Source organism: Salmonella sp. SAL4457, assembly GCF_046548235.1.
In the GTDB taxonomy this organism is placed as follows: domain Bacteria; phylum Pseudomonadota; class Gammaproteobacteria; order Enterobacterales; family Enterobacteriaceae; genus Salmonella; species Salmonella enterica.
Genome location: NZ_JBGDZO010000008.1, coordinates 71,284 through 98,272, shown reverse-complemented (window position 1 = coordinate 98,272; position 26,989 = coordinate 71,284). Strand labels below are relative to the sequence as shown.

Sequence of the window (26,989 nt, the reverse complement as noted above, 5' to 3'; positions counted from 1 at the left end):
CTTTACAAGACGAACATTTCGTTCGTTATAGTGAACGTTGGATGCTTTATGACACAACCTATTAGCGTCATTGCCAGAAGTCTGGTACGCGAACGCCAGCGAACCGGACTGTCGCTGGCGGAGATTGCGCGGCGCGCAGGCATCGCTAAATCTACGCTTTCACAACTGGAAGCAGGGAACGGCAACCCCAGCCTGGAGACGTTATGGTCGCTATGCGTCGCGCTCGACATTCCCTTTGCCAGGCTGCTGGAGCCGCAGGTACAAAAAACGCAGGTGATTCGCCGCGGAGAAGGCACCAAAGTGGTGGCGGAGCAGGCGCATTATCAGGCGATATTACTGGCGGCGTGTCCGCCCGGCGCGCGGCGTGATATCTATCTGCTGTTGACGCAGCCGGGGGCCGACCGGATCTCTCATCCGCATCCGCCGGGGTCGGTGGAACATATTATTGTTACGCAGGGAAAAGCCCTCGTCGGCTTAACCGAGGCGCCGGAAGAGCTGGCGGAGGGCGATTACATTTGTTATCCCGGCGACCAGGCGCATATCTTTAAAGCGCTGGAACCGGATACTCAGGCTATCCTGGTAGCGGAGCAGAATTGAAATTGCCGGATGGCGGCGTAACCGCCTTATCCGGCCGACAAAAAATAAAACCGTAGGCCCGGTAAGCTTGCGCCACCGGGCACACGACTTACTGCAGATAGAACACCTCTTTTAGCTCTGCGCTGACCGGGCTGTTATCCGGATTCGCGGGCATAACGTCACGCATATGTTTCCACCAACGCTGGCAAACGTCGGTGCTGGCAACGGCGTTCCAGCGCTCCTCGGATTCAATCTCAACGGTGGCGAACAGCAGATTGCGCTCCTGATCGAGATAAATCGCGTAGTGATGCGCGCCGTGAGATTTTAATACGGCTTCCAGCTCCGGCCAGATTGGGTTATGACGACGCTGATACTCCTCGTGCGCGTCGGCATTTACCTGCATCACAAAGGCTTTGCGGATCATAACGCCTCCAGGTACAGCTCGCGAACTTCATCGCGGCTGGCGGTGCGCGGGTTACACGGCGCGCACGGGTCGGCGAGGGCTTTATCCAGCCAGCCTTCGATATCTTCTTTTGTGACGCCCAACGTGCTGAAACCTTCTGGAATGCCGACGCGTTTGCTCAGCGTACGGATAGCGTTAATCGCTTCCTGACTTGCGGCCTCGTCAGACATACCGCGCGTCTCCACGCCCATCGCCTGTGCGATGCGGGCAAAACGCGCGACGGCGTTCGGACGGTTAAAGTTCTCGACAATTGGCAGCAGGATAGCGTTGCAGACGCCGTGCGGCAGATTGTGGGTTGCGCCCGGCTGGTGCGCCAGCGCGTGAACCAGCCCCAAACCGGCGCTGTTGAACGCCATACCCGCCAGGTACTGGCCGAATGCCATTTGCTCACGGGCTTCGAGGTTATGGCCATCGTCAACCGCTTTCGGTAGCCACACATTGATTAAGCGAATCGCTTCCAGCGCGTTAGCGTCGGTGAGCGGATGCGCGCCAACGGAGACATAGGCTTCCACCGCATGGGTCAGGGCATCCATGCCGGTTGCGGCGGTCACAGAAGCGGGGATTTCCAGCATAACGCTGGCGTCATCCACGGCAATATCCGGGATGATATTCGGGTCGATGATCACCTCTTTGACCTTACGGGCAGAGTCGATAATCACCGCGTTGCTGGTCATCTCTGCCGCGGTACCTGCCGTAGTATTAATCGCTACCAGCGGTACGCCGGCGTTTTTCACTTTGCCGACGCCGGAGTAGGCGGTAGATGGACCTGGGTTGGCGGTCAGAATTTTCACCGCTTTTGCGGTATCGATCGGGCTGCCGCCGCCGAAGGCGATAATGTAGTCACATTCTGCGCTCTGATACGCCGCAAAACCTTTCTGCACCAGCTCTTCTGTCGGGTTTGGGAACACCTCATCAAACAGGTGGTAAGACATTTGATGTTCATCCAGTGCGCTAAACAGGCTATCCAGCAGGCCCAGCTTTACCAGTTGACCATCGGTAACGATCAGCGCTTTGCCCCATTGCTTATTCGCCACGAGGTTCACCATATCGGCAATCGCTCCAGCGCCATGCAGGCTAATTTTTGGCAGTGCCAACATAAAGCTCATCACTATTCTCCTTAAAAAAATTCCCTGTTGCCCGATGGCGCTACGCTTATCGGGCCTACGGTAAAATGCGCACCGACCTGTAGGCCGGATAAGGCAAAGCCGCATCCGGCGTTGAGTTGGGAGGTATCAGTACAGCGCTACGGCGCTGGCCAGAGGCGTCACACCAAAACGTTTGCCGAGTGCGACCAGTTCTTCGCGCGTGATGGTCTGCTTCATACCGCCCATCGAATAGATTTTGACTAATACCTCAGCGGATTTCTCTGCGGTATCTATCAAACCGAAGGTTTCATCCAGCGTAGGTCCGCTTCCGAACACGCCGTGGAACGGCCACAGTACCAGCGAATGTTTCTGCATTTCTTGCGCGGTGGCCTGGCCGATTTCATCGGTGCCTGGCACCATCCATGGCAGAATGCCGACACCGTCCGGGAATACCACCAGGCATTCGGTGCTGCCTTCCCACAGTTTGCGGGTGATCAGCGCAGTGTTGTTTTCCAGTACGTAGGTGAGGGCGATCAGGTTAGTCGCATGGCAATGCATAATGACGCGGTCTTTGCCGTGGGTGGCTTTGATGCGTTCGCAGTGGGAAAGGAAATGCGCCGGGAGTTCAGAGGTGGGTACCGCGTCGTGGGTTAAGCCCCACAGAATGTGGTAGCCTGCGCCGTCGCTGTCGATTTTGACCACGCCTAAATTGGCTGCCGGATCGAGCTGCACGTTGCGGAAGAATTTGCCGGAACCGGTAACGATAAACGGCGTATTCGCCAGCAGCGGCATGGGTTGACTTAGCGCGATATAGCGTGGTTTTTCGTGAAAATTAGTCGCAAAAGGCGCGATATCGGCTTCATCGAGACGTAGCGTCAGGTTACCGCCATTACGTTCGTCCCACCCTTTCAGCCACGCATCAGACGTGGCTTTAATCATGCCCTGGACAAACCAGGAATCGGTAATATTTTGCATGTTCGTGTTCCCATTTATTGCCCGAAGGTTATTCGGGTCTTACGTAGGCCGGATAAGCGCAGCGCCATCCGGCAATCGTGTTTCATTTATTGCCGGATGGCGACGCGGGCGTCTTATCCGGCCTACAGATCAGGTGTCGCTGTCAGCTACGTTTGCTCAGGATCTCTTTTTCATAGACGCGAACGCTGTCCAGCCACTGGCTGCCAGCCGGCGTGTCGTGACGCTGGCAATACATTTCCCAGACGGCCTGCCACGGCAGAGATTTTTGCTCTTCCAGCAGCGCCAGACGCGCGGTGTAATCGCCGCTGGCCTCAAGCTGACGCAGTTGATCTGTGGGTTCCAGCAGAGCGCGCAGCAGCGCTTTTTTCATGTTGCGGGTACCGATAACCCACGCGGCGACACGGTTGATAGAGGCGTCGAAGAAATCCAGACCGATATGCACACGGTCGAACAGGTTATGACGGACGATTTCGCTGGCAATTGCCTGGGTTTCATCGTCCAGGAGTACCACGTGGTCGCTATCCCAGCGTACCGGGCGGCTGACGTGCAGCAGCAGCCGTGGCACATAGAGCATGGCGGCGGAAATTTTGTCGGAAATCACTTCAGTGGGATGGAAGTGGCCCGCATCCAGGCACAGCGCGGTCTGACGGCTGGTGGCGTAGCCCATGTAGAACTCATTGGAGCCGACGGTGTAGCTTTCCGCGCCGATGCCAAACAGTTTGCTCTCAACGGCGTCGATGTGGTGCGCCGGGTCGAATTTCTCGCTAATGACCTCATCCAGCGCTTCCAACAGGCGCTGGCGCGGGGCTAAACGGTCGACGGTAATGTCTTTCATGCCGTCCGGAATCCAGATGTTCATCACCGACGGCGTACCGAGCTGCTCACCAAAGTATGCCGAGACGCGGCGGCTGGCTTTGCAGTGATCGATCCAGAACTGGCGAATTTTCGCGTCTGGATGAGAGAGGGTAAAACCGTCAGCGCTCAGTGGATGAGAAAAACAGGTGGGGTTGAAATCCAGCCCCAGCCGGTTCGCTTTCGCCCACTCCACCCAGTTTTTAAAATGCTCCGGTTTGATCTGGTCGCGAGCAACCGGCGTATCCGACTCAAGGTAAATGGCGTGTAGGTTCAGCCGTTTTGGTCCTGGGATCAGACGCAGCGCCTGTTCCAGATCGGCGCGCAGTTCGGTGGCGTTACGCGCTTTGCCCGGATAGTTGCCGGTCGACTGAATTCCGCCCGTCAGCGAACCTTCCGGGTTCTCGAATCCGGCAACATCGTCGCCCTGCCAGCAGTGCATGGAAACCGGCAGGCGATCGAGCTGGCGCAGCGCCTCCTCGACATCAATACCTACTGCGGCGAAACGTTGTTTTGCCAGTTCCCAGGCTTGTTCCAGTTGAGTGGTCATGCGCAAAGCTCCTTTGTCTGTCGTTTGGGTTGAAACTGCGCAACGTGGCGGGCAATTTCACTATCAGGATTAGGGATATAGGTTGTCAGGTCGTAGTTAGCGCTGACGACCTGACGGAAGTCATCGACGTTGTTTAATTCGTCGAGGGTCATAAGCTGAATACCAATATTGCCAAGGGTGGAGGCTTCAACCGGCCCGGCCATCACGCGAATGCCACATGCATCGGCGCACAACTGGTTGAGTAGCGCGTTTTGGCATCCGCCGCCGACAATATGCAGTTGGGTAAATTTTTCGCCGCGCAGATTTGCCAGTTCGTGCAGAATGTCGGCATACAACAGCGCCAGACTGTCGAAAATGCAGCGCGCCAGTTCGGCATCGCTGACGGGAACGGGCTGGTCGGTCTCGCGACAGGCTGCCTGGATTTCAGCGCGCATATCGTCAGGATTGATAAAGCGATCGTCATTCGGGTTAATCAGGAAACGGCAGGCCGGCAGCGCTTCTGTTTGGGCGATAAGCGCAGGCAGATCGGTAATGCGCCGTTCTTTCAGCACGCGCTGGAGCAGCCACAAACCCATAATGTTTTTCAGTACCCGATAACGCCCTTCCGCGCCGCCTTCGTTGGTGATATTGGCGGCCAGCGCCTCATCAGTGGTGTAGGGCATTTTGCTTTCAAAACCCATCAATGACCAGGTGCCTGAAGACAGGTAAGCGCTATGTTTATTTGCCAGCGGAGAGGCAATAACGGCGCTGGCGGTATCGTGGCTGGCGACGGCTACCACCGGAATACGGTTGCCCTGCGGGCAAATCCAGTCGCCGATAACATTGCCAGGGTGCGAGGGGCGACCGAACCAGCTCTTTTTCGCGCCAGTCCACGCCAGCAGGGTATCGTCCCAGTCATCGGTATTGATATTGACCAACTGGGTGGTCGTGGCGTTGGTGTATTCCCAGTTCATTTCACCGGTCAGGCGGTAACTGAAATAATCGGGCATCAGCAGCGCATGAGCGACCTGCGCTGTTAACTCAGGCTGTTGTTTCGTCAGCGCGCGTAGCTGATAGATGGTGTTAAACGGCAGAAACTGAATCCCGCTGCGGCGATAGATTTCGCTTTTGCCGATCTGGACCAGCGCTTGCGGCATGATGCCCGTGGTACGGTTATCGCGGTAGGAGACCGGCAGGCCGACACGCTGACCTTGTTTATCCAGCAGGACATAATCGACGCCCCAGGTGTCGATGCCGATGCTGTCGATAAGAATGCCTTCATTGCAGACTTTCTTCAGACCAAGACGGATATCCTTTTCCAGACTGTCGATGTCCCAGGTGTCAAACCCGTCTGTTTTTTGTAGGCAGTTCACAAAACGGTGAATTTCACGTAGCGTCAGGGTACGGTGTTTGCTGTCGTAACGCGCCAGCATCACGCGCCCGCTGGATGCGCCGAGATCAACCGCGACACAATGGCGAAAAGTCATAATCAGGTCCTTCTTAGAGTCATTGCGCACAGTCTAAAAAAGCCCTCAAAGACCTACCTTCTCGTTACTGACAGGAAAATGAGCCGCTGGCAACAAGGCAAAGATGAACGTGATAGCGTTCACAGTTTCTACTAATAGGCCGGTGTGATGTCGTCCGCATTTCCCGCTTTTTCCCGCCTTTTCTTGAAAAAAAGACCATGTTTGCGCGCTTTAGCGTCAAAAATTTAAGGTGAGGCCGATAACCCTTAATTACTATTCGGACATGTTGAATTCAGGAGGAAGCAACCATGACCGTACTGCATAGCGTGGATTTTTTTCCATCAGGTAAAGCGCCCGTGGCGATTGAACCTCGTCTGCCGCAAGCCGCTTTCCCTGAACATCATCATGATTTTCATGAAATCGTGATTGTGGAACACGGTACGGGCATTCATGTATTCAACGGGCAGCCGTATACCATCAGCGGCGGTACCGTGTGTTTTGTTCGCGATCACGACCGGCATTTATATGAACATACCGACAACCTATGCCTGACGAATGTACTGTGGCGTTCACCGGACGCCTTCCAGTTCCTGGCGGGGTTGGATCAATTGCTGCCGCAGGAGCAGGATGGTTACTATCCTTCTCACTGGCGGGTGAATCAGAGTGTGTTGCAGCAGGTGCGCCAGTTGGTCGGTCTGATGGAGCGCGCCGGAGACGGCATGGATGCGCCTGCCGTGGCGAATCGCGAAATTTTGTTTATGCAACTACTGGTGTTGTTACGCCGCAGTAGCCTGATGGAAGGCGCGACCAATAACGACGCCAAACTCAACCAACTGATGGCATGGCTGGAAGACCATTTTGCGGAGGAGGTCTGCTGGGAGGCGGTAGCTGAACAGTTTTCGCTGTCGCTACGTACGCTGCATCGTCAGCTTAAACAGCATACCGGGCTGACGCCGCAACGTTACCTTAATCGCCTGCGTTTGATCAAAGCCCGGCATTTATTGCGCCATAGCGATCATAGCGTGACAGAAATCGCGTACCGCTGCGGTTTTGGCGACAGTAACCACTTTTCGACTCTGTTTCGCCGAGAATTTAACTGGTCGCCGCGGGATATCCGTCAGGGACGCGATGCGATAATCCAGTAACGCGAACGCTATCAACGTTTTCGTCGCCAATATGCTGATAATTATACCCTTTAATACCGGATGGCGGCTGCGCCTTACCTGGCCTACGGCGGCGAGCGGTAGACAGAATAAGCGTAGCGCCAGCCGGCAAGCATTCAACATGAGGTGCTGCGGTGGCAAATCAGTTAATCCTTTTGAAAAAAGATTTTTTTACTGATGAGCAGCAGGCCGTTACGGTTGCCGATCGCTATCCACAGGATGTTTTTGCGGAACATACGCATGAGTTTTGTGAACTGGTGATGGTCTGGCGGGGCAATGGCCTACACGTTCTTAATGAGCGCCCATACAGAATTACCCGCGGCGATCTGTTTTACATTCGTGCTGAAGACAAACACTCCTATACCTCCGTTAACGATCTGGTGCTGCAAAATATCATTTACTGCCCGGAGCGTTTGAAACTCAATGTAAACTGGCAGGCGATGATTCCCGGCTTTCAGGGAGCGCAGTGGCATCCTCACTGGCGGCTGGGCAGTATGGGAATGAATCAGGCGCGGCAGGTCATTAACCAGCTTGAACATGAGAGTAATGGACGCGATCCGCTGGCGAATGAGATGGCGGAATTGCTGTTTGGTCAACTGGTGATGACGTTAAAACGGCATCGCTACGCGACCGACGATCTTCCGGCAACCTCCCGAGAAACCCTGTTGGATAAATTAATTACCGCTTTGGCTAATAGTCTTGAGTGTCCCTTTGCGCTGGATGCGTTTTGCCAGCAGGAACAATGCAGCGAACGGGTGCTGCGGCAGCAGTTTCGCGCCCAAACCGGGATGACGATTAATCAATATTTACGCCAGGTCCGTATTTGCCACGCGCAGTATCTGCTTCAGCATAGCCCGCTGATGATTAGCGAGATTTCGATGCAGTGCGGTTTTGAAGATAGTAATTATTTTTCAGTGGTGTTCACGCGGGAAACTGGGATGACGCCGAGCCAATGGCGTCATCTCAGTAATCAAAGCGATTAACTGGCCATGCCTAAACCGACAATATTCGCCGCGATAATAATTACCACGCAGCCGAGGCTTAATACGGCAACGGGACGGCGGCCAGCATTTTTCCACTCTTTTAGCACCAGACCGACAAGCCCCCCGCACAGCACATAGAAGCTCATGTGCAGCATCCAGCTCATGTAGTCATATTGCGCGGGAATGCGCGCGTGACCCCAGGCATAGAAAAAGAACTGTAAATACCACATCAGACCGCCAAGCGCGGACAGCAGAATATTGCTGATAATCAACGGTCTTGCCAGCGAGAAGTCGGCTTTTATCGACAGATTTTGCACTTTTGCCAGGCGGATAAAACAGAAACCGAGGTTCACCAGCGCGCCGCCGCCCATAATCACCACGTAACTCGGCAGCGCGACATAGAGCGGGTCAACGCCAAGCGCGGCAGCAGCTTCATGCATCGGTTTCGCGGCGTTCATGGCAAAAGACATCCCCGCCGAGAAAATACCGCACATCACTGCCAGCAGAAGCCCTTTCTTCAGATTGAACTCCTCCGCTTTAATGCCCATTTTGCGTTCTTTTAACTGTCCGGCGCGCGTCACAATCCCGACGCCGATCAGCGCGACAAAAACGCCAAGTAGCGTCATGCGTCCCCCTTCGGTATGGATTAACACATCGAAGTTACCGTTGATGATAGGCGTCATCAGCGTGCCGACGATAAGCGTAATGCCGATAGCGATGCCGATACCCATCGACATCCCGAGATAACGCATGGTCAGACCGTAATTAATATTGCCGATGCCCCACATGGCGCCGAACAGAAAAACCGGTAAAAGGGTGGAGAGGTTAAACTGCCCATAATAGGCCCAGAAATCAGGCAGTAACAGAGCGCTAATTGCCCACGGCAGAATAAGCCATGAGACGATGCCGCCCACTGACCACATGGTTTCCCATGACCACTGTTTCACTTGCTTGAACGGGGCATAGAAGCAGGCTGCACTGGCCGCCCCTATCAAATGCCAGAAAATACCCATCGTAATCGCGTTACTCATGACATGTTCCTCATTATTTTTTATGGACGGGATACCCCTTCCGTTTGCATGAGTTTAAAAATTACGCAGCCTGGTAACCTTATAACGATTGCCGCCGTTGGGTGTATTCTGGCAATCAGCACGTTAATGAAGTGATTAACTTCACGTTTTAAAAAAGTCGAAGCGCATCGTGACCGTCTGGATGTTATTTAAATCAGTGGGTAATATTTGTTTTCTAAAATACCTTCATCATAACGACACGAAACGACTTAGCTGGCAACAATGCAAAGAAAACGCTGCGTGAGATCACATAATGGGAATAGTCTGACTTACCGTTTGATAAAAGGGTAGTTATACAGTAATTATTTGGTTGTTTTATTTGTATTTACAATTTAAATATATTGAAATTAACGTTAGGAATCAATGAAATATAAATATAAGGAAATCCCTATATTGGCGTTGTTGATGGTGTTTTGATTTTTATTTTATATGGCGAATATGAATTTCATTTATTTTATTTTGCTTTTTGAACATTATCCCAATTTTAAATTAAAGAACTTTGTCTATATTGTCGACATTCACATTGCGTATTATGGTTGTAATGGTCTGACATGAAACAATGTTTTAATTTTAAATTAAATGGATTCTGTTATGAGAAAATCTCTTTTCTTACTATTACCTCTTGTTGTAACAAATGCGCATGCAGTATATGTCGATGTTCGTCATGAATATCTTGATGATAGTAAAGCTAACTATGACCGTGCGTATATTTCTCATCGGTTTGCGAATGGTGTTGGTTTTGCGATAGAAGCTATCTCAAAATCAGGCGGGGATGACACCAATAAAGCGTTTAATGACCTGGAAACACAGGGTAACGAATATACGATAAGCTACCAATTTAAAACCGGTGATGTCGCCTGGCAACCGGGTTTTGTGCTGGAAACAGGCAACGGTTACTCTACCTATAAGCCTTACTTCCGCGCGACGTGGACATTAAATGAAAGCTGGTGGGTTGGCGCGCGCTATCGTTTTGAATATGTACGCCGTTCTTCTGATATCCGTGATGATGATACCATCAATCGTATGGATGTCTGGGCGGGTTATAAATGGAACAACTTTGACTGGACAATCGAAGGAATTTATAAGAAAGCCGATAAATATGATCTTTACGATGGCGGAAAAGATAACTATGAATATAACTTCAGAACTGCCTATATTATTGATCAATGGTCGCCATTCGTTGAGGTAGGTAATGTTTCCGTCAATAGCAACAGCGATGAAAGACAAACCCGTTTCCGCGTGGGTATAGGCTACACATTCTAATCATTATCCCTGTTTATTATTTATTCCCTTTTCCGGCTACTTTATAGGTAGCCGGTTTTTTTTACCTGGTGATGACCTGCGGATAATTATTATCGTGCGTTGGCCGGATAAGACGCGAATCGCCATCCGGCCAACGAGATGTGCAGGAAACTATGCGCTTACATGATGCCCAGTAGACGGGGTAAGAACAGTGTGATCTCCGGAATGTAGGTAATTAATAACAGAACGCCGATAATCGCGCCGTAAAAAGGCAGCAACGGTTTAATCACTTCCTCAACTTTGACCTTACCGACGCTCGCCCCGACATATAAACCACTGCCAACTGGCGGCGTAATGGTGCCAATCGCCAGGTTATAGATCATGATAATGCCGAAATGCACCGGATCGACGCCCAGTTTAGCCATGATCGGCAGCAGAATCGGGGTAAAAATCAGAATGGCCGGACCGATATCCATAAATGCGCCGATAATCAACAAAAAGACGGTAATGACTAACAGGATAACCAGTTTATTGGCGGAAATACCGAGGATCATATCGCTCAGCGCCGCAGGAATATTGGTGATCGACATCGAGAAGGACATCGCCGAAGAGGTTGCCAGCAGGAACATGATGACCCCGGTCATTACCACTGTCTGGAGCAAAATCGAAGGCAAATCCTTAATTTTCAGCGTGCGGTAAAACACCATCGTCAACAATAATGTATACACCACGGCAATCGCGGAGGCTTCAATGGCGGTGAAAATCCCCTGCACAATGCCGCCGACGATAATCACGATCAGCAGCAGGCTGGGAATGGCCTCAACGGCAACTTTTAGCGCCATGCCTTTTTGGACGGTGAAGAAAACCCGATAATTTCGACGCTTAGCGACCACCAGCGTGACCAGCATACAGCCAACGCCCCACAGCACTCCCGCGACCAGACCGCCGGCGAACAGAGCGGCAATCGATGTTCCCCCGCTTGCCAGCGCATAAAGGATAAAAGCCGTGGTGGGCGGAATTAACATTCCCGTCGGCGCGGAGGCGATATTCACCGCGGCCGCAAAGCCGCGATCGTAACCTTCGCGCGCGCTCATCGGCACCATCACGCCGCCGATGGAGGTTGAGGCGGCAATCGCCGATCCGGAAATTGCACCGAACATCATATTGCCGACGATGTTGGTATAAGAGAGCGAGCCGGGCAGTTTGCCAGTAAACAGTTTGGCAAAATTGACCAGCCGGGCGGCAATTCCCCCGCTATTCATGATCACCCCGGACAAAACGAAGAACGGCACGGCCAGCAAGGCAAAACTGTCCAGGCTGGAGAACATTTTTTGCGCGGTGGCGAACATCGAAATATCGAAAGGCAGTACCAGCATCATGGTGCTGAAAGAGGCGATAACGATGCAGATCCCAATAGGCGCGCCCATGGCCAGTAAAACAACAAAGACGGCAATTAGCGTACAGGACGCAAAAATAGGGTCAATCATGTGATTTCTCCAGAGTGTGCTCAGTGGTATCCGTGGCGGAATGGATAGCTTTCAGGGCGTCAACGATATTCAGCAGCCCATAGAGGATGATCAGTACGCCTGCGCAGGGGAGCGCGTAATAAATTTTCCCCATCGGAATGCCCAGCGCAGGGGAGATTTGCAGCATAGAAATCGCAGAAATCTTTAAGCCGCCGATAATCAATACCCAAATGGAAAACGCGATAAAAATGACCTGCAGAATAATATCCCACCAGCCACGAATCGTCGGCGACACCTTATCCAGTAAGAGAGTCAGGCTGATATGCTGTTTCTGACCGGCGACAAAAGCCATGCCCAGCATTGATACCCACACCAGGAGAAATCGCAGCATCTCTTCGGTAAGGGTGCTGGGAACGCCCAGAATGTAGCGGCTCACCACCTGCCAGCAGGCGATGCCAACCATTATCGCCAGCACCAGGCAACAGATAGCGCCCAGCAATAAATCAAGTCCTTTTCTGAATGTGTTCATCTTAATTTCCTGATTAGATTAATTTTTTGCTGTCTGGATACGTTGATACAGCCCGTAAAGCCGCGGTTTGTTTTTCAGGCCGTCGTAAATAGGCTGTACTGCCTTCTGGAAGGGTTTTTTGTCGATCTCGTAGAATTCAACGTTGAAATCTTTTACCGCCGCCAGCCTGGTTTTCTCTATTTCCTTGTCCCATGCGGCTTTCTCAAATTCGATCGACGCCTTGATGGCGGCTTCGACGATGCGCTGCTGTTCCGGCGTCAGCTTTTCCAGCGTGAGGGTACTCATTAGCAGGATATCGGGAATGCGGGTGTGCATATCGTAGGTGTAATAGCGGGCGACTTCGCCGTGGCGGGCGATGGTGAGAGCGAACTCATTGTTTTCCGCGCCGTCGAGAATGCCTTGTTGTAATGAGGTATAGACCTCCGCCTGGCTCATGGCGATAGGCGAAGCGCCCAGCAGTTTGAGAGTTTGGATCGCCGTCTCACTCTGCATGACGCGGATCTTCTTCCCGCGTAAATCCTCAATGCGTTTAACCGGCGCTTTGCTCATATAAAAATTACGCGCGCCGGAATCATACCAGCCTACGCCGACAAACCCCTGCGCGGCGGTGGACTGATAAACAGGCTCCATCACCTGTGGGTTATCCATTACGCGGTAGTATTCATCGACGGTGGCAAACAGGTAGGGAAGTGAGAACACGCCGTACTCAGGCGAAAAACTCTCCATCAGCCCGGACGACACTTTAGTGATGTCGACGACGCCGACCTGCGTCAACTCCACCAGTTCGCGCTCTCCGCCAAGCTGTCCGTCCGGGAAGTACTGTACTTTGATATCGCCGCCCGTTTTCTCTTCAACTTGCTGCCCTAGGAAGTGCAACGCATCTTTTACCGGCTGGCTATTTTCAGCGTAGGCCAGGCGCAAAATGGTTTCGCCGTGGGAGAAGAAAGAGAGTGTGGAGAGTAAGGCCAACGTAGCCAGACGTATAAAACCAGGTTGCTTCATAATTCCCTCGCAATTGTAATAATTTACCGGGAATGTAATTGCATGGTGAAATTATAACCTTCTTGATTTTGCCACCGCTGACAAAAATTGGCACCAAAAGAAAGATTTTGAAACCCTGTTTCACATTTCATGATTTCCAGGAGTTCATCAACAGGCGGTTTCGGTTGGAGGCGTAAAAAACGATTTTTTTCAGCGGATGCCGTAACGTTTATAACCCTGGAAAAAGTACGGCATTGATAATCATTTTCAATATCATTTAATTAACTATAATGAACCAACTGCTTACGCGGCGTTAACACTGTGCCGCTCGACAATAATGGAGATGATTATGAGTTATACACTGCCATCCCTGCCGTACGCTTATGATGCACTGGAACCGCACTTCGATAAGCAGACGATGGAGATTCACCACACCAAACACCATCAAACCTATGTCAACAACGCTAACGCGGCGCTGGAAAACCTGCCTGAGTTTGCTGACCTGCCGGTTGAAGAACTGATTACTAAACTGGATCAGGTGCCAGCGGACAAAAAAACCGTGCTGCGTAACAACGCGGGCGGCCACGCTAACCACAGCCTGTTCTGGAAAGGGCTGAAAAAAGGCACCACTCTGCAGGGCGATCTGAAAGCGGCTATCGAGCGTGACTTCGGTTCCGTTGACAACTTCAAAGCTGAATTCGAAAAAGCAGCAGCAACCCGTTTCGGCTCCGGCTGGGCGTGGCTGGTGCTGAAAGGCGACAAACTGGCTGTGGTTTCTACCGCAAACCAGGATTCCCCGCTGATGGGTGAAGCCATTTCCGGCGCTTCCGGCTTCCCGATCCTGGGTCTGGACGTATGGGAACACGCTTACTATCTGAAATTCCAGAACCGCCGCCCGGACTACATCAAAGAGTTCTGGAACGTGGTGAACTGGGACGAAGCAGCAGCGCGTTTCGCCGCTAAAAAATAATTTGCATTGCACGTCTGTAGAAGCGAGTCTGATGACTCGCTTTTTTTGTATCCGCGTAAGGAGCAGCAGATGCATTATCCGGTTGACGTGTTTATTGGCAAAATTCGTGACTATGACGGCAGCCGCCCGAGCGCTATCGCCAAGGTGCAAATCGACGGCGAACTCATGCTGACCGAGCTGGGTCTGGCAGGCGATCAGCAGGCCGAAAAGAAAATCCACGGCGGCCCCGATCGCGCGCTATGCCATTACCCCCGCGAACACTATGCTGATTGGATTCGCCAGTTCCCCGAGCAGGCGACGCTGTTTTGCGCCCCGGCGTTTGGCGAGAATCTGTCGACGGACGGAATGACCGAACACAACGTGTTTATTGGCGACATCTACCGCTGGGGCGAGGTGTTGATCCAGGTCACTCAGCCGCGCTCTCCATGCTTTAAACTTAATTTCCACTTTGCCATCAGCGACATGGCCCTCCTTATGCAGAACAGCGGAAAAACCGGCTGGCTGTATCGGGTCATTGCGCCAGGTAAGGTCTCCAGCGATGCGCCGCTGGAACTGGCGTCGCGTCTGAGCGATGTCTCGGTTCATGAAGCGGGTGTTATCGCCTGGTCTATGCCGTTTGATGACGAACAATATCACCGGCTGTTGAGCGCCGCCGGGCTGTCGGCGAGCTGGAGCCGCACCATGCAAAAGCGTCGTTTGAGCGGCAAAATTGAAGATAGCGCCAGACGACTGTGGGGGGATAAAACTCCGCCAAAATGAAAGGAAGGATTATGACTGAAGCTGAAAATGCGGTGGCGATCGTAAAAGAATTTTTGGTGGCCTCGATGATTCCCGATGCTGAACGCGCCGCAACGTATATGCACCCGGAGGTGAAAATTACCTTCACCGGAGGCCGGGCGATGGCGGGCGCGGCAGATATCGCGCAGTTTAACGGCGCTCGCTACAAGTGGGTGAAGAAGGCGCTGGGCGAGTTTGATGCGGTGCAGCATGATGATTACGTTGTGATTTATTCCAACGGTACGTTGTATGGCGAATGGCCCGACGGTCGCCCGTTTGCCGATAACCGCTTTATTGACCGTTTCGAAGTGCGCGATGGCAAAATTACCCGGATGGACGTGTGGAATGACAGCGCTGAGTGGATTCTGGCGCCGGAAATCTCCCGGTAAATCTCGACGGCGAGATAAAAAATCGGCCTGCATTCGCAGGCCGATGGTTTTTAGGTTCGCTTGTACAGCGGTAGCCACAGCGTGAGCCGCAACCCACCCAGTGGGCTATCGTCAGCCTTCACCCAGCCGCGGTGCTGCTGCATGGCGCTTTCGACAATCGCCAGCCCCAGCCCGGTGCCGCCAGACTCGCGGTCGCGCGCCTCATCAGTGCGATAGAACGGACGGAAGATCTGCTCGCGGTCTTCAGGGCTGACGCCCGGCCCGTCGTCATCGACCGTGATCGTAATACCGTCTTTATCCACCGAGAAGCCGACTTCAATCTTCGTATGTGAATAGCGCAGCGCATTACGAACTATATTTTCCAGCGCGCTTTCCAGCGCGTTTGGGTTGCCATAGAGCGGCCACGGCCCTGGCGGATAATTTACCGTTAACGACTTGCCCATCTGTTCGGCTTCAAAGGCGGCGTTATCCAGCACTTCGCCCCATAGTTGATTGGCTTTCATCGTTTCGCTGACCAGCGCGTTTTTCTGTTGGTTACGCGACATCACCAGCAGGTCATTGATCATGCTGTCCAGACGCTGCGCTTCGGTTTCAATACGCTCCAGCTCTTTGCTTTCGCCGCCACGACGACGCAGCAGCGCGGTACCCAGTTGCAGGCGCGTAAGGGGCGTTCGCAGCTCATGGGAGATGTCTGACAGCAAACGCTGCTGCGAGGTCATCATCCGTTCCAGCGCCGTCACCATCTGGTTAAAACTGGCGCCAGCGGCGAGGAACTCCTGCGGACCCGCCTCCAGCTCCGGATGCTGGCGCAGGTTGCCTTGCGCCACTTCATCAGCCGCGTTTTTCAACTTACGCGCCGGTTTCGCCAGACTCCATGCCAGCCATAGCAAGAGCGGCGAACTGACCAGCATCGTGACAATGAGCAACAGAAGCGGGCGGTCAAACAGCAGATTAATAAAATCGGATTGCGAACTGCTGGCCGGTCGAATCAGGTAAAGCTGGTAATTATCCTCTCCGTCGCGAACGGAGAACGGCCCCACCATCTCTACGCGGCCATATTTTTTCTTCTGCGGATGATCGGCGTTATCCGCCTGACCAATGAAGTTACGAATGATCTGCATTTCGCTGCGTTCAGCGCCGATCACGCGTCCTTCAGAGGTCACCAGTAATAACCGCTGTCCAGGCGGCGCCCACTTATCGATCGCGCGGAACAGGCGACGCCACCACATCAGGTCGTTGGGCGGATCGTTCGCAAGTTCAGCTTCTACATGTTGCTCTATCATCAATCCCTGGCGCTGTTCGCTGTCCAGCAGCTCGGTCATCTGGCGTGAATCGAGCTTGGGCAACATCAGTACCAGCATTAGCACCAGCGCCAGCGTCAACCAGAAGATGGCGAAGATGCGCGCGGTTAAACTTCCTATCATGAAGCGGAAACCATCAGATAGCCGCGACCACGCAATGTTTTAAACCACGGGTGACCGTCTTTGCGTTCCGGCAGTTTGCGGCGCAGGTTAGAAATATGCATATCAATGGCGCGATCGAACGGCGTCAGGCGCTTACCCAGCACTTCCTGGCTTAAATGTTCACGGGAAACCACCTGGCCGAGGTGTTGCGCCAGCAAATAGAGCAGGGTGAATTCCGTACCGGTCAGCTCCAGCGTTTGGCCATCGAAACTGGCTTCCTGGCGACCCGGATTAAGGCTTAGCGCATCAACTTCCAGCGTCGGCGAGCCGTTGTCGCTGCTCTGCTGCTGTTCGCTCCAGTGGGAACGGCGCAAAATAGCCCTGATACGCGCTACCAGTTCGCGGTCGTTAAACGGTTTGGGTAAATAGTCGTCCGCGCCCAGCTCAAGGCCGAGAACGCGATCCAGCTCGCTGCCGCGCGCGGTCAGCATAATGACAGGCGTCTGGTGTGTCTGGCGAAGCGCTTTCAACGTATCGATACCGTTTTTCTTCGGCATCATGACGTCAAGCAAAAGTAAATCGATGCTGTCATCCAAAAGCTCAAGCGCCTGCTCGCCGTCGTGGGCCACCAGGACATTAAAACCTTCCATTTCGAGGAGCTCTTTTAACAGGGAAGTCAGCTCTCGGTCATCATCAACTAACAGGATTTTATTCATTGTTTACGTACCTCCGAGGCAGAAATTACGTCATCAGGCGTCGCTAATCCATGACTTTACGTTGTTTTACACCCCCTGACGCATGTTTGCAGCCCGAATCGTAAACTGTCTCTCGTTGAATCGCGACAGAAAAGATTTTGGGAGCAAGCGATGCGCAAAGTTACCGCTGCTGTTATGGCCTCAACGCTGGCATTCAGTTTTTTAAGCCACGCAGCTGAAGTTGTTACAAGCGATAACTGGCACCCCGGTGACGGGGCCACGCAGCGTAGCGCGCAAAATCATATGTTTGACGGCATAAGTTTAACCGAACATCAGCGTCAGCAGATGCGAGATCTTATGCAACAGGCAAGGCACGAACAGCCTCCTGTTAATGTTAGCGAAATGGAGACAATGCATCGGCTTGTCACCGCAGAAAAATTTGATGAAAGCGCTGTGCGCGCTCAGGCAGAAAAAATGGCGCAAGAGCAGGTCGCCCGCCAGGTCGAAATGGCCCGCGTGCGTAACCAGATGTATCGCCTGTTAACGCCGGAGCAGCAAGCGGTTTTGAATGAAAAGCATCAGCAACGAATGGAGCAACTGCGCGACGTGGCGCAATGGCAAAAAAGTTCATCGTTGAAATTATTGAGTAGTAGCAACTCACGTTCCCAGTAACAACCCTGTTTTCCTTGCCATAGACACCATCCCTGTCTTCCCCCACATGATGTGGGGGTTTTTTTTATCTCCAGTTTGTCATTCTGTTATTAGCTTACTGTTTTAAACCATCCGTTATACTACCGGCAGAAGATAGCGGGAGTATTTATGAATCAAACCTATGGACGGCTGGTTAGCCGGGCGGCTATCGCGGCAACGGCGATGGCATCAGCGTTACTTTTGATCAAAATTTTTGCGTGGTGGTATACGGGATCGGTGAGTATTCTGGCGGCGTTGGTGGACTCGCTAGTGGATATTGCCGCGTCATTGACGAATTTGTTGGTCGTGCGTTATTCGCTGCAACCCGCAGATGATGAACACACGTTTGGGCACGGTAAAGCGGAGTCGCTGGCGGCGCTGGCGCAAAGTATGTTTATTTCCGGTTCGGCGTTGTTTCTGTTTTTGACCAGTATCCAGAATCTGATTAAGCCGACGCCAATGAACGACCCCGGCGTGGGGATTGGCGTTACCGTCATCGCTCTGATATGCACTATTATACTGGTCACGTTTCAGCGCTGGGTGGTACGCAAGACCCAAAGTCAGGCGGTACGGGCGGATATGCTTCATTATCAGTCTGATGTTATGATGAACGGAGCGATTCTTATCGCGCTGGGGTTATCCTGGTACGGTTGGCATCGTGCGGATGCCCTGTTTGCGTTAGGTATCGGCATCTATATTTTGTATAGCGCGTTACGTATGGGGTATGAGGCGGTGCAGTCATTATTGGATCGCGCGCTGCCCGATGCGGAACGACAGGAAATTATTGATATCGTGACGTCATGGCCGGGAGTCAGCGGCGCGCACGATCTCCGCACGCGGCAGTCAGGGCCGACTCGCTTTATTCAGATTCATTTGGAAATGGAAGATAATCTGCCGCTCGTTCAGGCGCATTTTGTGGCTGACCAGGTAGAGCAGGCGATTTTGCGGCGTTTTCCGGGTTCAGATGTCATTATTCATCAGGATCCCTGTTCAGTCGTCCCCAGGGAAGGCAGGAAGTTCGAGCTTGTATAATTGATTGTTAAAAAGTGAGCCAGGCCAGCATTTTGTGTATAAATTACCGCCATTTGGCCTGACCTGAATCAATTCAGCAGGAAGGGATTGTTATACTATCTGTATATTCGTTGGATCGTTTCGAAGTGCGAAATCGGCTTCCGGCAATAGATTTCATTTTGCATTCCAAAGTTCAGAGGTAGTCATGATTAAGAAAATCGGTGTGTTGACAAGCGGCGGTGATGCGCCGGGCATGAACGCGGCAATCCGCGGTGTTGTGCGCGCAGCGTTGACGGAAGGGCTGGAAGTCATGGGCATTTATGACGGCTATCTGGGCCTGTATGAAGATCGTATGGTTCAGCTTGACCGTTACAGCGTATCTGACATGATCAACCGTGGCGGTACTTTCCTCGGTTCTGCCCGTTTCCCGGAATTCCGTGACGAAAATATTCGCGCTGTCGCGATCGAAAACCTGAAAAAACGCGGTATCGATGCGCTGGTAGTTATTGGCGGCGACGGTTCTTATATGGGTGCAAAACGTCTGACTGAAATGGGCTTCCCGTGCATCGGTCTGCCAGGCACTATCGATAACGACATCAAAGGCACCGACTACACTATCGGCTACTTCACTGCTCTCGGCACTGTAGTGGAAGCGATTGACCGTCTGCGTGACACCTCCTCTTCTCACCAGCGTATCTCTATCGTTGAGGTGATGGGCCGTTATTGCGGCGACCTGACGTTGGCGGCGGCTATTGCTGGCGGCTGTGAGTTTATCGTGGTGCCGGAAGTTGAATTTAATCGCGAGGATCTGGTGGCGGAAATCAAAGCCGGGATCGCGAAAGGGAAAAAACACGCTATCGTCGCTATCACCGAACATATGTGTGATGTTGACGAGCTGGCGCACTTTATTGAAAAAGAAACGGGCCGTGAAACGCGTGCGACGGTGCTCGGCCACATTCAGCGCGGTGGTTCCCCGGTACCTTACGATCGCATTCTGGCTTCCCGTATGGGCGCGTATGCTATTGACCTGCTGCTGGAAGGCCATGGCGGTCGTTGTGTCGGTATCCAGAACGAGCAGCTTGTTCATCATGACATCATCGATGCGATTGAAAACATGAAGCGTCCGTTCAAAAGCGACTGGATGGAGTGCGCGAAAAAACTGTACTGATTGTTTTTGCGCGCCTGATGGCGCTACGCTTATCAGGCCTACAGGTTGCAGAAACGTGTAGGCCGGATTAGGCGCTAGCCGCCATCCGGCAATCCCTCAGATTTATTCCTCGAAGTTATAGCCAATCTTTTTTTATTCTTTAATGTTTGGATCGCTTTCTGGCACGCTTTGCTCATCACAACACAACATAAGCGAGTCGGGCGATGAAAAAGTGGGGCGTGGGATTCACATTATTGCTGGCGTCAACCAGCATTCTGGCAAAGGATATTCAGTTACTTAACGTATCGTACGATCCAACGCGTGAGCTGTACGAGCAGTACAACAAAGCGTTTAGCGCGCACTGGAAGCAGGAAACCGGCGACAATGTCGTGATCCGTCAATCGCACGGCGGTTCGGGTAAACAGGCGACTTCCGTTATTAACGGCATTGAAGCCGATGTCGTGACGCTGGCGCTGGCTTACGATGTGGACGCTATTGCGGAACGTGGTCGTATCGATAAAAACTGGATTAAGCGTCTGCCGGATAACTCAGCACCTTACACCTCCACCATCGTTTTCCTGGTCCGTAAAGGCAATCCAAAACAAATTCATGACTGGAACGATCTGATTAAACCCGGTGTGTCGGTGATTACGCCAAACCCGAAAAGCTCTGGCGGCGCACGCTGGAACTATCTGGCGGCATGGGGCTACGCCCTGCACCACAACAATAACGATCAGGCCAAAGCGCAGGACTTTGTCAAAGCCCTGTTTAAAAACGTTGAAGTGCTGGACTCCGGCGCGCGCGGCTCAACCAATACTTTCGTTGAACGCGGTATCGGTGATGTGCTGATTGCCTGGGAAAACGAAGCGCTGCTGGCGACGAACGAACTGGGTAAAGATAAATTCGAGATAGTGACCCCGAGTGAATCTATTCTCGCAGAGCCGACCGTTTCCGTGGTGGATAAAGTCGTTGAGAAGAAAGGGACGAATGCGGTGGCAGAAGCGTATCTGAAGTATCTCTACTCGCCGGAAGGGCAGGAGATAGCAGCGAAAAACTTCTACCGTCCGCGCGATGCTGACGTGGCGAAAAAATACGACGATGCGTTTCCGAAGCTGAAGCTGTTCACCATTGACGAGGTGTTTGGCGGCTGGGCGAAGGCGCAAAAAGATCACTTCGCTAATGGCGGTACGTTCGACCAAATCAGCAAACGCTAAACCGTTTATAAACCCGGTAACGTATTATGTTACCGGGTTTTTTCTTTGCCACAATTTTGCGTTACTCTTCCCCGTCTATGGGTCACAGGGAACGCATATCATGAAAAAAACAGGCTACTTTTTACTGGCGGTGATAGTGATTGTCGCCACGGCGGGCGTCGGTTACTGGAAATTTTCCGGCAATCCTGATGCATTACGGGAAATCGTGCTTGAACAGTGCCTGCCCGATCAGTTACAGCATCAAAACCCAGCGCCTTGCGCGGAAGTCAAACCTCGCGCCGGCTATGTCGTCTTTAAAGATCGTCACGGTCCGTTGCAATATTTATTGATGCCCACCTACCGTATCAACGGTACAGAAAGCCCGCTATTGCTGGAACCCGCTACGCCCAACTTTTTCTGGCTGGCCTGGCAGGCTCGCGGCTATATGAGTAAAAAATACGGGCATGATATTCCGGATAGCGCGGTCTCGCTGGCGATTAATTCGCGGCTTGGTCGTTCACAGGACCATTTGCATATCCATATTTCTTGCATCCGTCCTGACGTTCGGGAACAACTGGATAACGATCTCACGCGCATCAGCACTCGCTGGCTTCCGCTGCCGGGTGGCCTGATGGGGCATGAATACCTGGCGCGCCGGGTAACCGAGAGCGAGCTGGCGCAGCGTAGTCCGTTTATGATGCTGGCGGAAGAGGTGCCGGAAGCGCGCGATCATATGGGACGCTATGCGCTGGCGGTGGTACGCCAAAGCGATGGCTCTTTTGTCCTGCTGGCGACCGAGCGTAACCTGCTGACGCTTAATCGCGCATCGGCGGAAGAGATTCAGGACCATAGTTGCGCCATTTTGTCTTCCCGCTGATTTTCGTTACACCCCCCTGCTCATTATCTTATTGATTCTTATCCCGGTTTAAAACTGGGGTAAGATCGTGTCTATAAAAATATGTGAAACCGATCAAAAGATATAAAGGTATACCTTTATATCTTTTGGTGGTTGGTTACACTCTCTTCATAGCCTCCATAGATTGTCTGGTGGATGGCTTATATAAAAACGTTTTTATTTCATGTAGTGACATCATTAATTGTTCACCAGATTTGCGCTGTTAAGCGTAAAGGAATATCAACATGAAACTTTCTATCGTGGAAAAAATCGGCTTCGGCGCGGGAGATATGGCGATAAACGTTGTGATTATCGCCATGCAGCTGCTCCTCGCCTATTTCTATACCGATATCTACGGCCTGAGCGCCGCTGATGTTGGCGTACTGTTTGTAGTTGTGCGGATGATTGATGCCATTATCGATCCGGCCATGGGGGTTCTTACCGATAAACTGAATACGCGCTGGGGGCGTTATCGCCCGTGGCTGCTGTGGTTTGCTATTCCTTTTGGTTTCGCCGTGTATTTGATGTTTATTACGCCTGATATGGCTTATATGGCCAAGCTGGCGTGGGCCTATGGCACCTATATTCTTATGACCCTGGTCTATACCGCGATCACCATTCCCTATATTTCGATGATTGGCGTGATTACCAGCGACCCCGTCGAACGGTTAAGCGCCAACGGTTATCGCTTTGTGATGACCAAGATTGCCGCTTTTCTGGTGACTATCGTCGTACCGATGCTTGCCGTCTGGCTGGGGCAGGGCAACAAGGCGCTGGGTTACCAGTTTTCGATGGGGCTGATGGGGGCGATGGGCGCCTTGCTGTTTATCTTCTGTTTTCTTACCACGCGTGAACGCAGCGAGCCGGAAATTACGTCGTTATCGGTGGGGAAACAGTTTAAATATCTGTTACGCAACGATCAGTGGATTATTCTCGGCGTTGTTATTCTGCTGCTGATGTGCGGTTATGTTATTCGCGGTTCCGTTGCCGCTTATTACGCCAAGTATTATCTGAACGGCGGAGATAGTCTGATTTCACCCTTCCTGACTACCGGCGTCGTTGCCTCTATTTTAGCGATGATCGCTACCACCTGGATAACCAAGTTCTGGGACAAAATTAAGATGTTCCGCTACACCCAGATTATTACCTTTATCCTGAGCGCGCTGATGTATTTCTCCGTCGGGCGTGAAAATCTTATCCTGGCGTTTGCGTTCTATTTTCTTATTAATTTCTTCTGCGATATGCAAATGCCGGTGTTCTGGTCCTCTATCGCCGAAGCGGTGGATTACGGCGAAAAGAAAACCGGTCTGCGCGTTTCCGGGTTGGCGTTTGGCGGCATCCTCTTCTTCCAGAAGTTTGGTATGGGGATCGCTGGCGGCGTACTTGGATTCCTGCTGAGCCACTTTGGCTATCAAGCCGATGTTGAACAGAGCGCACGTTCGCTCACCGGTATTGCGCTGATGATGACGCTCATTCCGGCTCTGTTCCACCTTGCGGTTGGACTGCTTATGAAAAAGTATCTGATTAACAACGAATATTATCGTGATATTCAGCTCGCCCTGGCGCAGAAACAGGCATAAGGAGGCGCAAATGAAGGCCATGAATAGGGTTTGGGTTATCGGCGATGCCTCCGTTGATCTGGTGCCGGAAAAACAGAACAGCTATCTGAAATGCCCCGGCGGAGCGTCGGCGAACGTGGGGGTATGCGTTGCCAGGCTGGGAGGGGAGTGCGGTTTTATCGGTTGTCTTGGTGATGATGACGCCGGCCGTTTCCTGCGCCAGGTTTTTCAGGATAACGGCGTGGATGTCACGTTTCTAAGGCTGGATGCGGACCTGACCAGCGCGGTGCTGATCGTCAACCTGACGGCTGACGGGGAACGCAGCTTTACCTATCTGGTGCATCCGGGGGCTGATACCTACGTTTCGCCGCAGGATTTGCCGCCGTTCAGGCAGTACGAATGGTTTTACTTCAGCTCAATTGGCCTCACCGACAGTCCCGCTCGCGAAGCATGTCTGGAAGGGGCGAGACGCATGCGAGAAGCCGGTGGCTACGTGTTATTCGACGTCAACTTACGCAGCAAAATGTGGGGGAATACCGATGAAATCCCTGAACTGATCGCCCGGTCCGCCGCGCTGGCTTCTATCTGCAAAGTCTCGGCAGATGAGCTGTGCCAGCTCAGCGGGGCCAGCCACTGGCAGGATGCGCGTTATTACCTGCGCGATCTGGGCTGCGACACCACCATCATTTCGCTGGGGGCCGATGGCGCGCTGTTGATTACCGCCGAGGGGGAATTCCATTTCCCCGCACTGCGCGTCGATGTTGTCGATACCACGGGAGCCGGCGATGCTTTTGTCGGCGGGCTGTTGTTCACCCTTTCCCGCGCAAATTGCTGGAATCATACCCTACTGGCGGAGGCCATCAGCAATGCTAATGCCTGCGGCGCTATGGCGGTGACGGCAAAAGGCGCAATGACCGCTTTACCGTTTCCTGACCAACTCAACACTTTTCTTTCCAGCCATTCGCTGGCACAAGCCATGACCGTGAAATAAGGAGTCATCATGCACGTTGATCAAAACAAAATACTGGGATGCCTGGTGGGCGCCGCCGCCGCGGACGCGATGGGAGCCGCGACGGAAGTACGCACCCAGCAGCAAATAAAAGACTATTTTGGCGGCTGGGTGACGACCTTTCAAAAACCGCCTGCGGACACGTTTGGCCGCTGCAATGAAGCGGGTATGTGCACGGATGATTTTATTCAGGCTAAGTACATTATGGACGCGCTGCTGCGCCATCAGCGTGAAGTCAGCGACGAAGCGATGCGCGAAGCTTTCCAGCAGTGGCTGGATTACCCGTACTACGCCAACTTTACCGGCCCGACGACGCGTGCGGCAATGAAGGCAATATTCAATGATAACCGCGCCTCTTTACAGGGTGAGCTGGAAGGCGAGAAACAGTCGGTACAGATTATTAATAAGGGTAACGCGGAGGCAACGAACGGCGCCGCCATGAAGATTTGGCCAGCGGCGGTGCTGCATCCGGGTGATAATGACGCGGCGATTGACTGCGCGCTGCAGATTTGCCGTTTTACGCATAATAACGTGCTGGCGATGTCCGGCGCAGCGGCGATGGCGGCGGCAACCAGCGAGGCGTTAAGAGCGCAGACCAACGCAGACAGCATTATTGCCGCCGGTATTTACGGTGCGCAAAGGGGCTATCTGCTGGCGCAGGAGCAAGGTGCGATGATGGTCGCCGGGCCTTCCGTTGCCCGACGCATTGAGCTGGCCGTGGAGATCGGTAAACGTCATCGCCATTGGGAAACGGCGGTGGTGGAACTTGCTGATATTATTGGCTCCGGGCTGCACGTGAGTGAAGCGGTGCCGGCGGCCTTTGGCCTGTTCGCATGTTGTCCGAATTCTGCCGTAGATGCTATTATCTCCGGCGTTAATATCGGCAATGATACTGATACTGTCGCCACCATGGTCGGGGCGATTTCCGGCGCGTTCCATGGCGTGGAGGCTTTTCCCGCCGATTATTTAACGACTTTGGATCGTATGAATCATTTCGATTTGGCAGAACTGGCCAGGCAAATCGCAGGGTAGCGAATTCACCCTGCCGGGGACGGTAAAACGTCCCCTGCTGGCGAAGACGTGAGGTGCGCAGCTTGCAGGTTGATAAAACGAGCTTTACTCCGCTTTATAAGCAACTATTTTTTATCATCTGTCAGCAGATCCAAAATGGATCCCTGCCTTTAGGCAGCCAGCTGCCGACGCAAAAAGAGATTGCCAGAGCCTACAACGTCTCGCTGATTGTGGTTAAACAGGCCTGGAGCGAATTAATCAATGCGGGCATTATTTCGTCGCAGCGCGGGAGTGGTTCGGTGGTGTGCTCGGTGCCGGAAGGCGTGAGCTACGGGCACACGTTTCGCGGTATTACCCGCGATCTCCAGGACGCCAGCGTGGCGATTGAGAACCGTATTCTGGAAATCGCGCCGCGCCGCGCGCGCGACGCTCAGGCAGACGGCTTGAGCCTGCCCGCACAGCATCACTATCTCTATATTTCGCGTATTCGTTGCCTGAATAACCGTCCGTTTAACCATGAAAAGATCTATCTCGATCTTAGCTTCTTTCCCGATCTGCAACTCACACCGCAGGCGCTGGAGCATACGTCGCTCTATTCGTTATTAAACGTCACAAGCGACTCGGCGATAGAAAAAGTTGAGGCGATTTTACCTTCCGCTGACCTGTGCGAAAAATTGCAAATCGCCGCCAATAAACCGCTGTTATCCGTCGCCAGACAGACGTTTCAGGCCGGGAAGGACAGCCCTTTTGAGTATTGCCGCTATTACGTGCTGTCTGAATACTTTGGTGAAATTCATTATCACTGATCTGTCCGCTTAATCCTGCGATAACCCCACTATATCTGGCGTTTACCTGCCTGA

Annotated in this window: 27 protein-coding genes; 16 read left to right on the top strand and 11 right to left on the bottom strand. The window is 52.7% G+C overall.

The annotated features are described in order from the left end of the window. The first annotated feature begins 48 nt into the window (after positions 1 to 48). Positions 49 to 597 (top strand): helix-turn-helix domain-containing protein, encoded by a 549-nt coding sequence (locus ACLJNW_RS20600; RefSeq protein ID WP_001517951.1) that lies wholly within the window; start codon positions 49 to 51, stop codon positions 595 to 597. A gap of 88 nt (positions 598 to 685) precedes the next feature. Here ACLJNW_RS20600 and rhaM read toward each other — a convergent pair whose 3' ends face one another. The 5 genes from rhaM to rhaB all read right to left on the bottom strand — a co-directional run bounded on the left by rhaM (position 686) and on the right by rhaB (position 5,967). Further along, positions 686 to 1,000, bottom strand: a complete 315-nt coding sequence (gene rhaM / locus ACLJNW_RS20595; RefSeq protein WP_000619478.1) for an L-rhamnose mutarotase — start codon at positions 998 to 1,000, stop codon at positions 686 to 688. Then, positions 997 to 2,145, bottom strand: a complete 1,149-nt coding sequence (gene fucO, locus ACLJNW_RS20590; RefSeq protein WP_000009254.1) for a lactaldehyde reductase — start codon at positions 2,143 to 2,145, stop codon at positions 997 to 999. Before fucO ends, rhaM begins: the two co-directional genes overlap by 4 nt. Before the next feature lie 126 nt (positions 2,146 to 2,271). Beyond that, complete coding sequence (rhaD, locus tag ACLJNW_RS20585) at positions 2,272 to 3,099, bottom strand: rhamnulose-1-phosphate aldolase (RefSeq protein ID WP_001179690.1); 828 nt, start codon at positions 3,097 to 3,099, stop codon at positions 2,272 to 2,274. Between the two features lie 142 nt (positions 3,100 to 3,241). Further along, positions 3,242 to 4,501: an L-rhamnose isomerase gene (rhaA, locus tag ACLJNW_RS20580; RefSeq protein ID WP_000211470.1), complete on the bottom strand. Its 1,260-nt coding sequence runs from the start codon at positions 4,499 to 4,501 to the stop codon at positions 3,242 to 3,244. Continuing rightward, the gene (rhaB, locus tag ACLJNW_RS20575; protein WP_000143965.1) at positions 4,498 to 5,967 is read right to left on the bottom strand and encodes a rhamnulokinase; all 1,470 of its coding nucleotides are present in this window, start codon (positions 5,965 to 5,967) and stop codon (positions 4,498 to 4,500) included. Before rhaB ends, rhaA begins: the two co-directional genes overlap by 4 nt. 287 nt (positions 5,968 to 6,254) lie before the next feature. Here rhaB and rhaS point away from each other — a divergent pair, with 287 nt between their 5' ends. Further along, positions 6,255 to 7,091: an HTH-type transcriptional activator RhaS gene (gene rhaS / locus ACLJNW_RS20570; RefSeq protein ID WP_000217112.1), complete on the top strand. Its 837-nt coding sequence runs from the start codon at positions 6,255 to 6,257 to the stop codon at positions 7,089 to 7,091. Positions 7,092 to 7,243: 152 nt separating this feature from the next. Beyond that, complete coding sequence (gene rhaR, locus ACLJNW_RS20565) at positions 7,244 to 8,092, top strand: HTH-type transcriptional activator RhaR (RefSeq protein WP_000013290.1); 849 nt, start codon at positions 7,244 to 7,246, stop codon at positions 8,090 to 8,092. On the opposite strand, the gene rhaT is transcribed toward rhaR, so the two are convergent. After that, complete coding sequence (gene rhaT, locus ACLJNW_RS20560; RefSeq protein ID WP_000063533.1) at positions 8,089 to 9,123, bottom strand: L-rhamnose/proton symporter RhaT; 1,035 nt, start codon at positions 9,121 to 9,123, stop codon at positions 8,089 to 8,091. The genes rhaR and rhaT overlap by 4 nt on opposite strands. Positions 9,124 to 9,741: 618 nt before the next feature. Between rhaT and ACLJNW_RS20555 the strand changes: the two genes are divergently transcribed. Continuing rightward, positions 9,742 to 10,425, top strand: a complete 684-nt coding sequence (locus ACLJNW_RS20555; RefSeq protein ID WP_000378721.1) for an oligogalacturonate-specific porin KdgM family protein — start codon at positions 9,742 to 9,744, stop codon at positions 10,423 to 10,425. Between the two features lie 158 nt (positions 10,426 to 10,583). Here the strand turns inward: ACLJNW_RS20555 and ACLJNW_RS20550 are convergent, their stop codons facing one another. Genes ACLJNW_RS20550 through ACLJNW_RS20540 form a run of 3 tightly spaced genes read right to left on the bottom strand, consistent with a single transcriptional unit; the run spans position 10,584 to position 13,401 of the window. Further along, positions 10,584 to 11,891 (bottom strand): TRAP transporter large permease, encoded by a 1,308-nt coding sequence (locus tag ACLJNW_RS20550; protein WP_000566800.1) that lies wholly within the window; start codon positions 11,889 to 11,891, stop codon positions 10,584 to 10,586. After that, positions 11,884 to 12,399, bottom strand: coding sequence for a TRAP transporter small permease (locus ACLJNW_RS20545; protein ID WP_001091413.1), 516 nt, complete (start codon positions 12,397 to 12,399; stop codon positions 11,884 to 11,886). The genes ACLJNW_RS20550 and ACLJNW_RS20545 overlap by 8 nt, the downstream gene beginning before the upstream one ends. Positions 12,400 to 12,417: 18 nt before the next feature. Next, entirely contained in the window at positions 12,418 to 13,401 is a 984-nt protein-coding gene (locus ACLJNW_RS20540) for a TRAP transporter substrate-binding protein (RefSeq protein ID WP_000812816.1), read from the bottom strand. Positions 13,402 to 13,729: 328 nt separating this feature from the next. On the opposite strand from ACLJNW_RS20540, the gene sodA reads away from it, so the two are divergent. The 3 genes from sodA to ACLJNW_RS20525 all read left to right on the top strand — a co-directional run bounded on the left by sodA (position 13,730) and on the right by ACLJNW_RS20525 (position 15,516). Further along, positions 13,730 to 14,350, top strand: coding sequence for a superoxide dismutase [Mn] (gene sodA, locus ACLJNW_RS20535; protein ID WP_000122632.1), 621 nt, complete (start codon positions 13,730 to 13,732; stop codon positions 14,348 to 14,350). 69 nt (positions 14,351 to 14,419) lie between these two features. Then, a complete protein-coding gene (gene yiiM / locus ACLJNW_RS20530) occupies positions 14,420 to 15,109 on the top strand; it encodes a 6-hydroxyaminopurine reductase (protein ID WP_023204364.1) in 690 nt (229 codons plus the stop codon). 11 nt (positions 15,110 to 15,120) lie between these two features. After that, a complete protein-coding gene (locus ACLJNW_RS20525; RefSeq protein WP_000133442.1) occupies positions 15,121 to 15,516 on the top strand; it encodes a nuclear transport factor 2 family protein in 396 nt (131 codons plus the stop codon). A gap of 50 nt (positions 15,517 to 15,566) precedes the next feature. On the opposite strand, the gene cpxA is transcribed toward ACLJNW_RS20525, so the two are convergent. Both cpxA and cpxR read right to left on the bottom strand, forming a co-directional pair. Continuing rightward, positions 15,567 to 16,940: an envelope stress sensor histidine kinase CpxA gene (gene cpxA, locus ACLJNW_RS20520; RefSeq protein ID WP_000580402.1), complete on the bottom strand. Its 1,374-nt coding sequence runs from the start codon at positions 16,938 to 16,940 to the stop codon at positions 15,567 to 15,569. Next, on the bottom strand, positions 16,937 to 17,635 hold the full coding sequence (gene cpxR, locus ACLJNW_RS20515; protein WP_001033731.1) for an envelope stress response regulator transcription factor CpxR: 699 nt from the start codon (positions 17,633 to 17,635) through the stop codon (positions 16,937 to 16,939). The genes cpxA and cpxR overlap by 4 nt, the downstream gene beginning before the upstream one ends. A 150-nt stretch (positions 17,636 to 17,785) precedes the next feature. Here cpxR and cpxP point away from each other — a divergent pair, with 150 nt between their 5' ends. The 9 genes from cpxP (at position 17,786) to ACLJNW_RS20470 (ending at position 26,935) form a co-directional block, all read left to right on the top strand. After that, entirely contained in the window at positions 17,786 to 18,286 is a 501-nt protein-coding gene (gene cpxP / locus ACLJNW_RS20510) for a cell-envelope stress modulator CpxP (protein WP_001233463.1), read from the top strand. A gap of 147 nt (positions 18,287 to 18,433) precedes the next feature. Beyond that, positions 18,434 to 19,336, top strand: a complete 903-nt coding sequence (gene fieF / locus ACLJNW_RS20505; RefSeq protein WP_001077321.1) for a CDF family cation-efflux transporter FieF — start codon at positions 18,434 to 18,436, stop codon at positions 19,334 to 19,336. A 184-nt stretch (positions 19,337 to 19,520) separates the two neighbouring features. Then, positions 19,521 to 20,483, top strand: coding sequence for a 6-phosphofructokinase (pfkA, locus tag ACLJNW_RS20500; RefSeq protein WP_000591793.1), 963 nt, complete (start codon positions 19,521 to 19,523; stop codon positions 20,481 to 20,483). A gap of 203 nt (positions 20,484 to 20,686) precedes the next feature. Continuing rightward, entirely contained in the window at positions 20,687 to 21,676 is a 990-nt protein-coding gene (locus tag ACLJNW_RS20495) for a sulfate ABC transporter substrate-binding protein (RefSeq protein WP_000758714.1), read from the top strand. Between the two features lie 100 nt (positions 21,677 to 21,776). Next, complete coding sequence (locus tag ACLJNW_RS20490) at positions 21,777 to 22,532, top strand: CDP-diacylglycerol diphosphatase (protein WP_024154536.1); 756 nt, start codon at positions 21,777 to 21,779, stop codon at positions 22,530 to 22,532. Positions 22,533 to 22,795: 263 nt separating this feature from the next. Beyond that, positions 22,796 to 24,130, top strand: a complete 1,335-nt coding sequence (locus ACLJNW_RS20485) for an MFS transporter (protein WP_023204368.1) — start codon at positions 22,796 to 22,798, stop codon at positions 24,128 to 24,130. Positions 24,131 to 24,140: 10 nt separating this feature from the next. Continuing rightward, positions 24,141 to 25,100 carry an aminoimidazole riboside kinase gene (locus ACLJNW_RS20480; RefSeq protein WP_023204369.1) on the top strand — a complete coding sequence of 320 codons (960 nt, stop codon included), beginning with the start codon at positions 24,141 to 24,143 and terminating at the stop codon, positions 25,098 to 25,100. Positions 25,101 to 25,109: 9 nt separating this feature from the next. After that, a complete protein-coding gene (locus tag ACLJNW_RS20475; RefSeq protein ID WP_001621411.1) occupies positions 25,110 to 26,150 on the top strand; it encodes an ADP-ribosylglycohydrolase family protein in 1,041 nt (346 codons plus the stop codon). Between the two features lie 62 nt (positions 26,151 to 26,212). Further along, complete coding sequence (locus ACLJNW_RS20470; RefSeq protein WP_001535809.1) at positions 26,213 to 26,935, top strand: GntR family transcriptional regulator; 723 nt, start codon at positions 26,213 to 26,215, stop codon at positions 26,933 to 26,935. Positions 26,936 to 26,989 lie beyond the last annotated feature (54 nt).

Bases quoted from the DNA above. Each gene is read 5' to 3' on its own strand.
- rhaS (WP_000217112.1), top strand. From the start codon at position 6,255: ATGACCGTACTGCATAGCGTGGATTTTTTTCCATCAGGTAAAGCGCCC.
- rhaB (WP_000143965.1), bottom strand. From the start codon at position 5,967: ATGACTTTTCGCCATTGTGTCGCGGTTGATCTCGGCGCATCCAGCGGG.
- pfkA (WP_000591793.1), top strand. From the start codon at position 19,521: ATGATTAAGAAAATCGGTGTGTTGACAAGCGGCGGTGATGCGCCGGGC.
- fieF (WP_001077321.1), top strand. From the start codon at position 18,434: ATGAATCAAACCTATGGACGGCTGGTTAGCCGGGCGGCTATCGCGGCA.
- ACLJNW_RS20600 (WP_001517951.1), top strand. From the start codon at position 49: ATGACACAACCTATTAGCGTCATTGCCAGAAGTCTGGTACGCGAACGC.
- rhaD (WP_001179690.1), bottom strand. From the start codon at position 3,099: ATGCAAAATATTACCGATTCCTGGTTTGTCCAGGGCATGATTAAAGCC.
- ACLJNW_RS20495 (WP_000758714.1), top strand. From the start codon at position 20,687: ATGAAAAAGTGGGGCGTGGGATTCACATTATTGCTGGCGTCAACCAGC.
- rhaM (WP_000619478.1), bottom strand. From the start codon at position 1,000: ATGATCCGCAAAGCCTTTGTGATGCAGGTAAATGCCGACGCGCACGAG.
- ACLJNW_RS20490 (WP_024154536.1), top strand. From the start codon at position 21,777: ATGAAAAAAACAGGCTACTTTTTACTGGCGGTGATAGTGATTGTCGCC.
- ACLJNW_RS20555 (WP_000378721.1), top strand. From the start codon at position 9,742: ATGGATTCTGTTATGAGAAAATCTCTTTTCTTACTATTACCTCTTGTT.
- ACLJNW_RS20525 (WP_000133442.1), top strand. From the start codon at position 15,121: ATGACTGAAGCTGAAAATGCGGTGGCGATCGTAAAAGAATTTTTGGTG.
- cpxA (WP_000580402.1), bottom strand. From the start codon at position 16,940: ATGATAGGAAGTTTAACCGCGCGCATCTTCGCCATCTTCTGGTTGACG.
- ACLJNW_RS20540 (WP_000812816.1), bottom strand. From the start codon at position 13,401: ATGAAGCAACCTGGTTTTATACGTCTGGCTACGTTGGCCTTACTCTCC.
- cpxP (WP_001233463.1), top strand. From the start codon at position 17,786: ATGCGCAAAGTTACCGCTGCTGTTATGGCCTCAACGCTGGCATTCAGT.
- rhaT (WP_000063533.1), bottom strand. From the start codon at position 9,123: ATGAGTAACGCGATTACGATGGGTATTTTCTGGCATTTGATAGGGGCG.
- ACLJNW_RS20475 (WP_001621411.1), top strand. From the start codon at position 25,110: ATGCACGTTGATCAAAACAAAATACTGGGATGCCTGGTGGGCGCCGCC.
- fucO (WP_000009254.1), bottom strand. From the start codon at position 2,145: ATGAGCTTTATGTTGGCACTGCCAAAAATTAGCCTGCATGGCGCTGGA.
- rhaA (WP_000211470.1), bottom strand. From the start codon at position 4,501: ATGACCACTCAACTGGAACAAGCCTGGGAACTGGCAAAACAACGTTTC.
- yiiM (WP_023204364.1), top strand. From the start codon at position 14,420: ATGCATTATCCGGTTGACGTGTTTATTGGCAAAATTCGTGACTATGAC.
- ACLJNW_RS20480 (WP_023204369.1), top strand. From the start codon at position 24,141: ATGAAGGCCATGAATAGGGTTTGGGTTATCGGCGATGCCTCCGTTGAT.
- sodA (WP_000122632.1), top strand. From the start codon at position 13,730: ATGAGTTATACACTGCCATCCCTGCCGTACGCTTATGATGCACTGGAA.
- cpxR (WP_001033731.1), bottom strand. From the start codon at position 17,635: ATGAATAAAATCCTGTTAGTTGATGATGACCGAGAGCTGACTTCCCTG.
- ACLJNW_RS20485 (WP_023204368.1), top strand. From the start codon at position 22,796: ATGAAACTTTCTATCGTGGAAAAAATCGGCTTCGGCGCGGGAGATATG.
- ACLJNW_RS20550 (WP_000566800.1), bottom strand. From the start codon at position 11,891: ATGATTGACCCTATTTTTGCGTCCTGTACGCTAATTGCCGTCTTTGTT.
- ACLJNW_RS20545 (WP_001091413.1), bottom strand. From the start codon at position 12,399: ATGAACACATTCAGAAAAGGACTTGATTTATTGCTGGGCGCTATCTGT.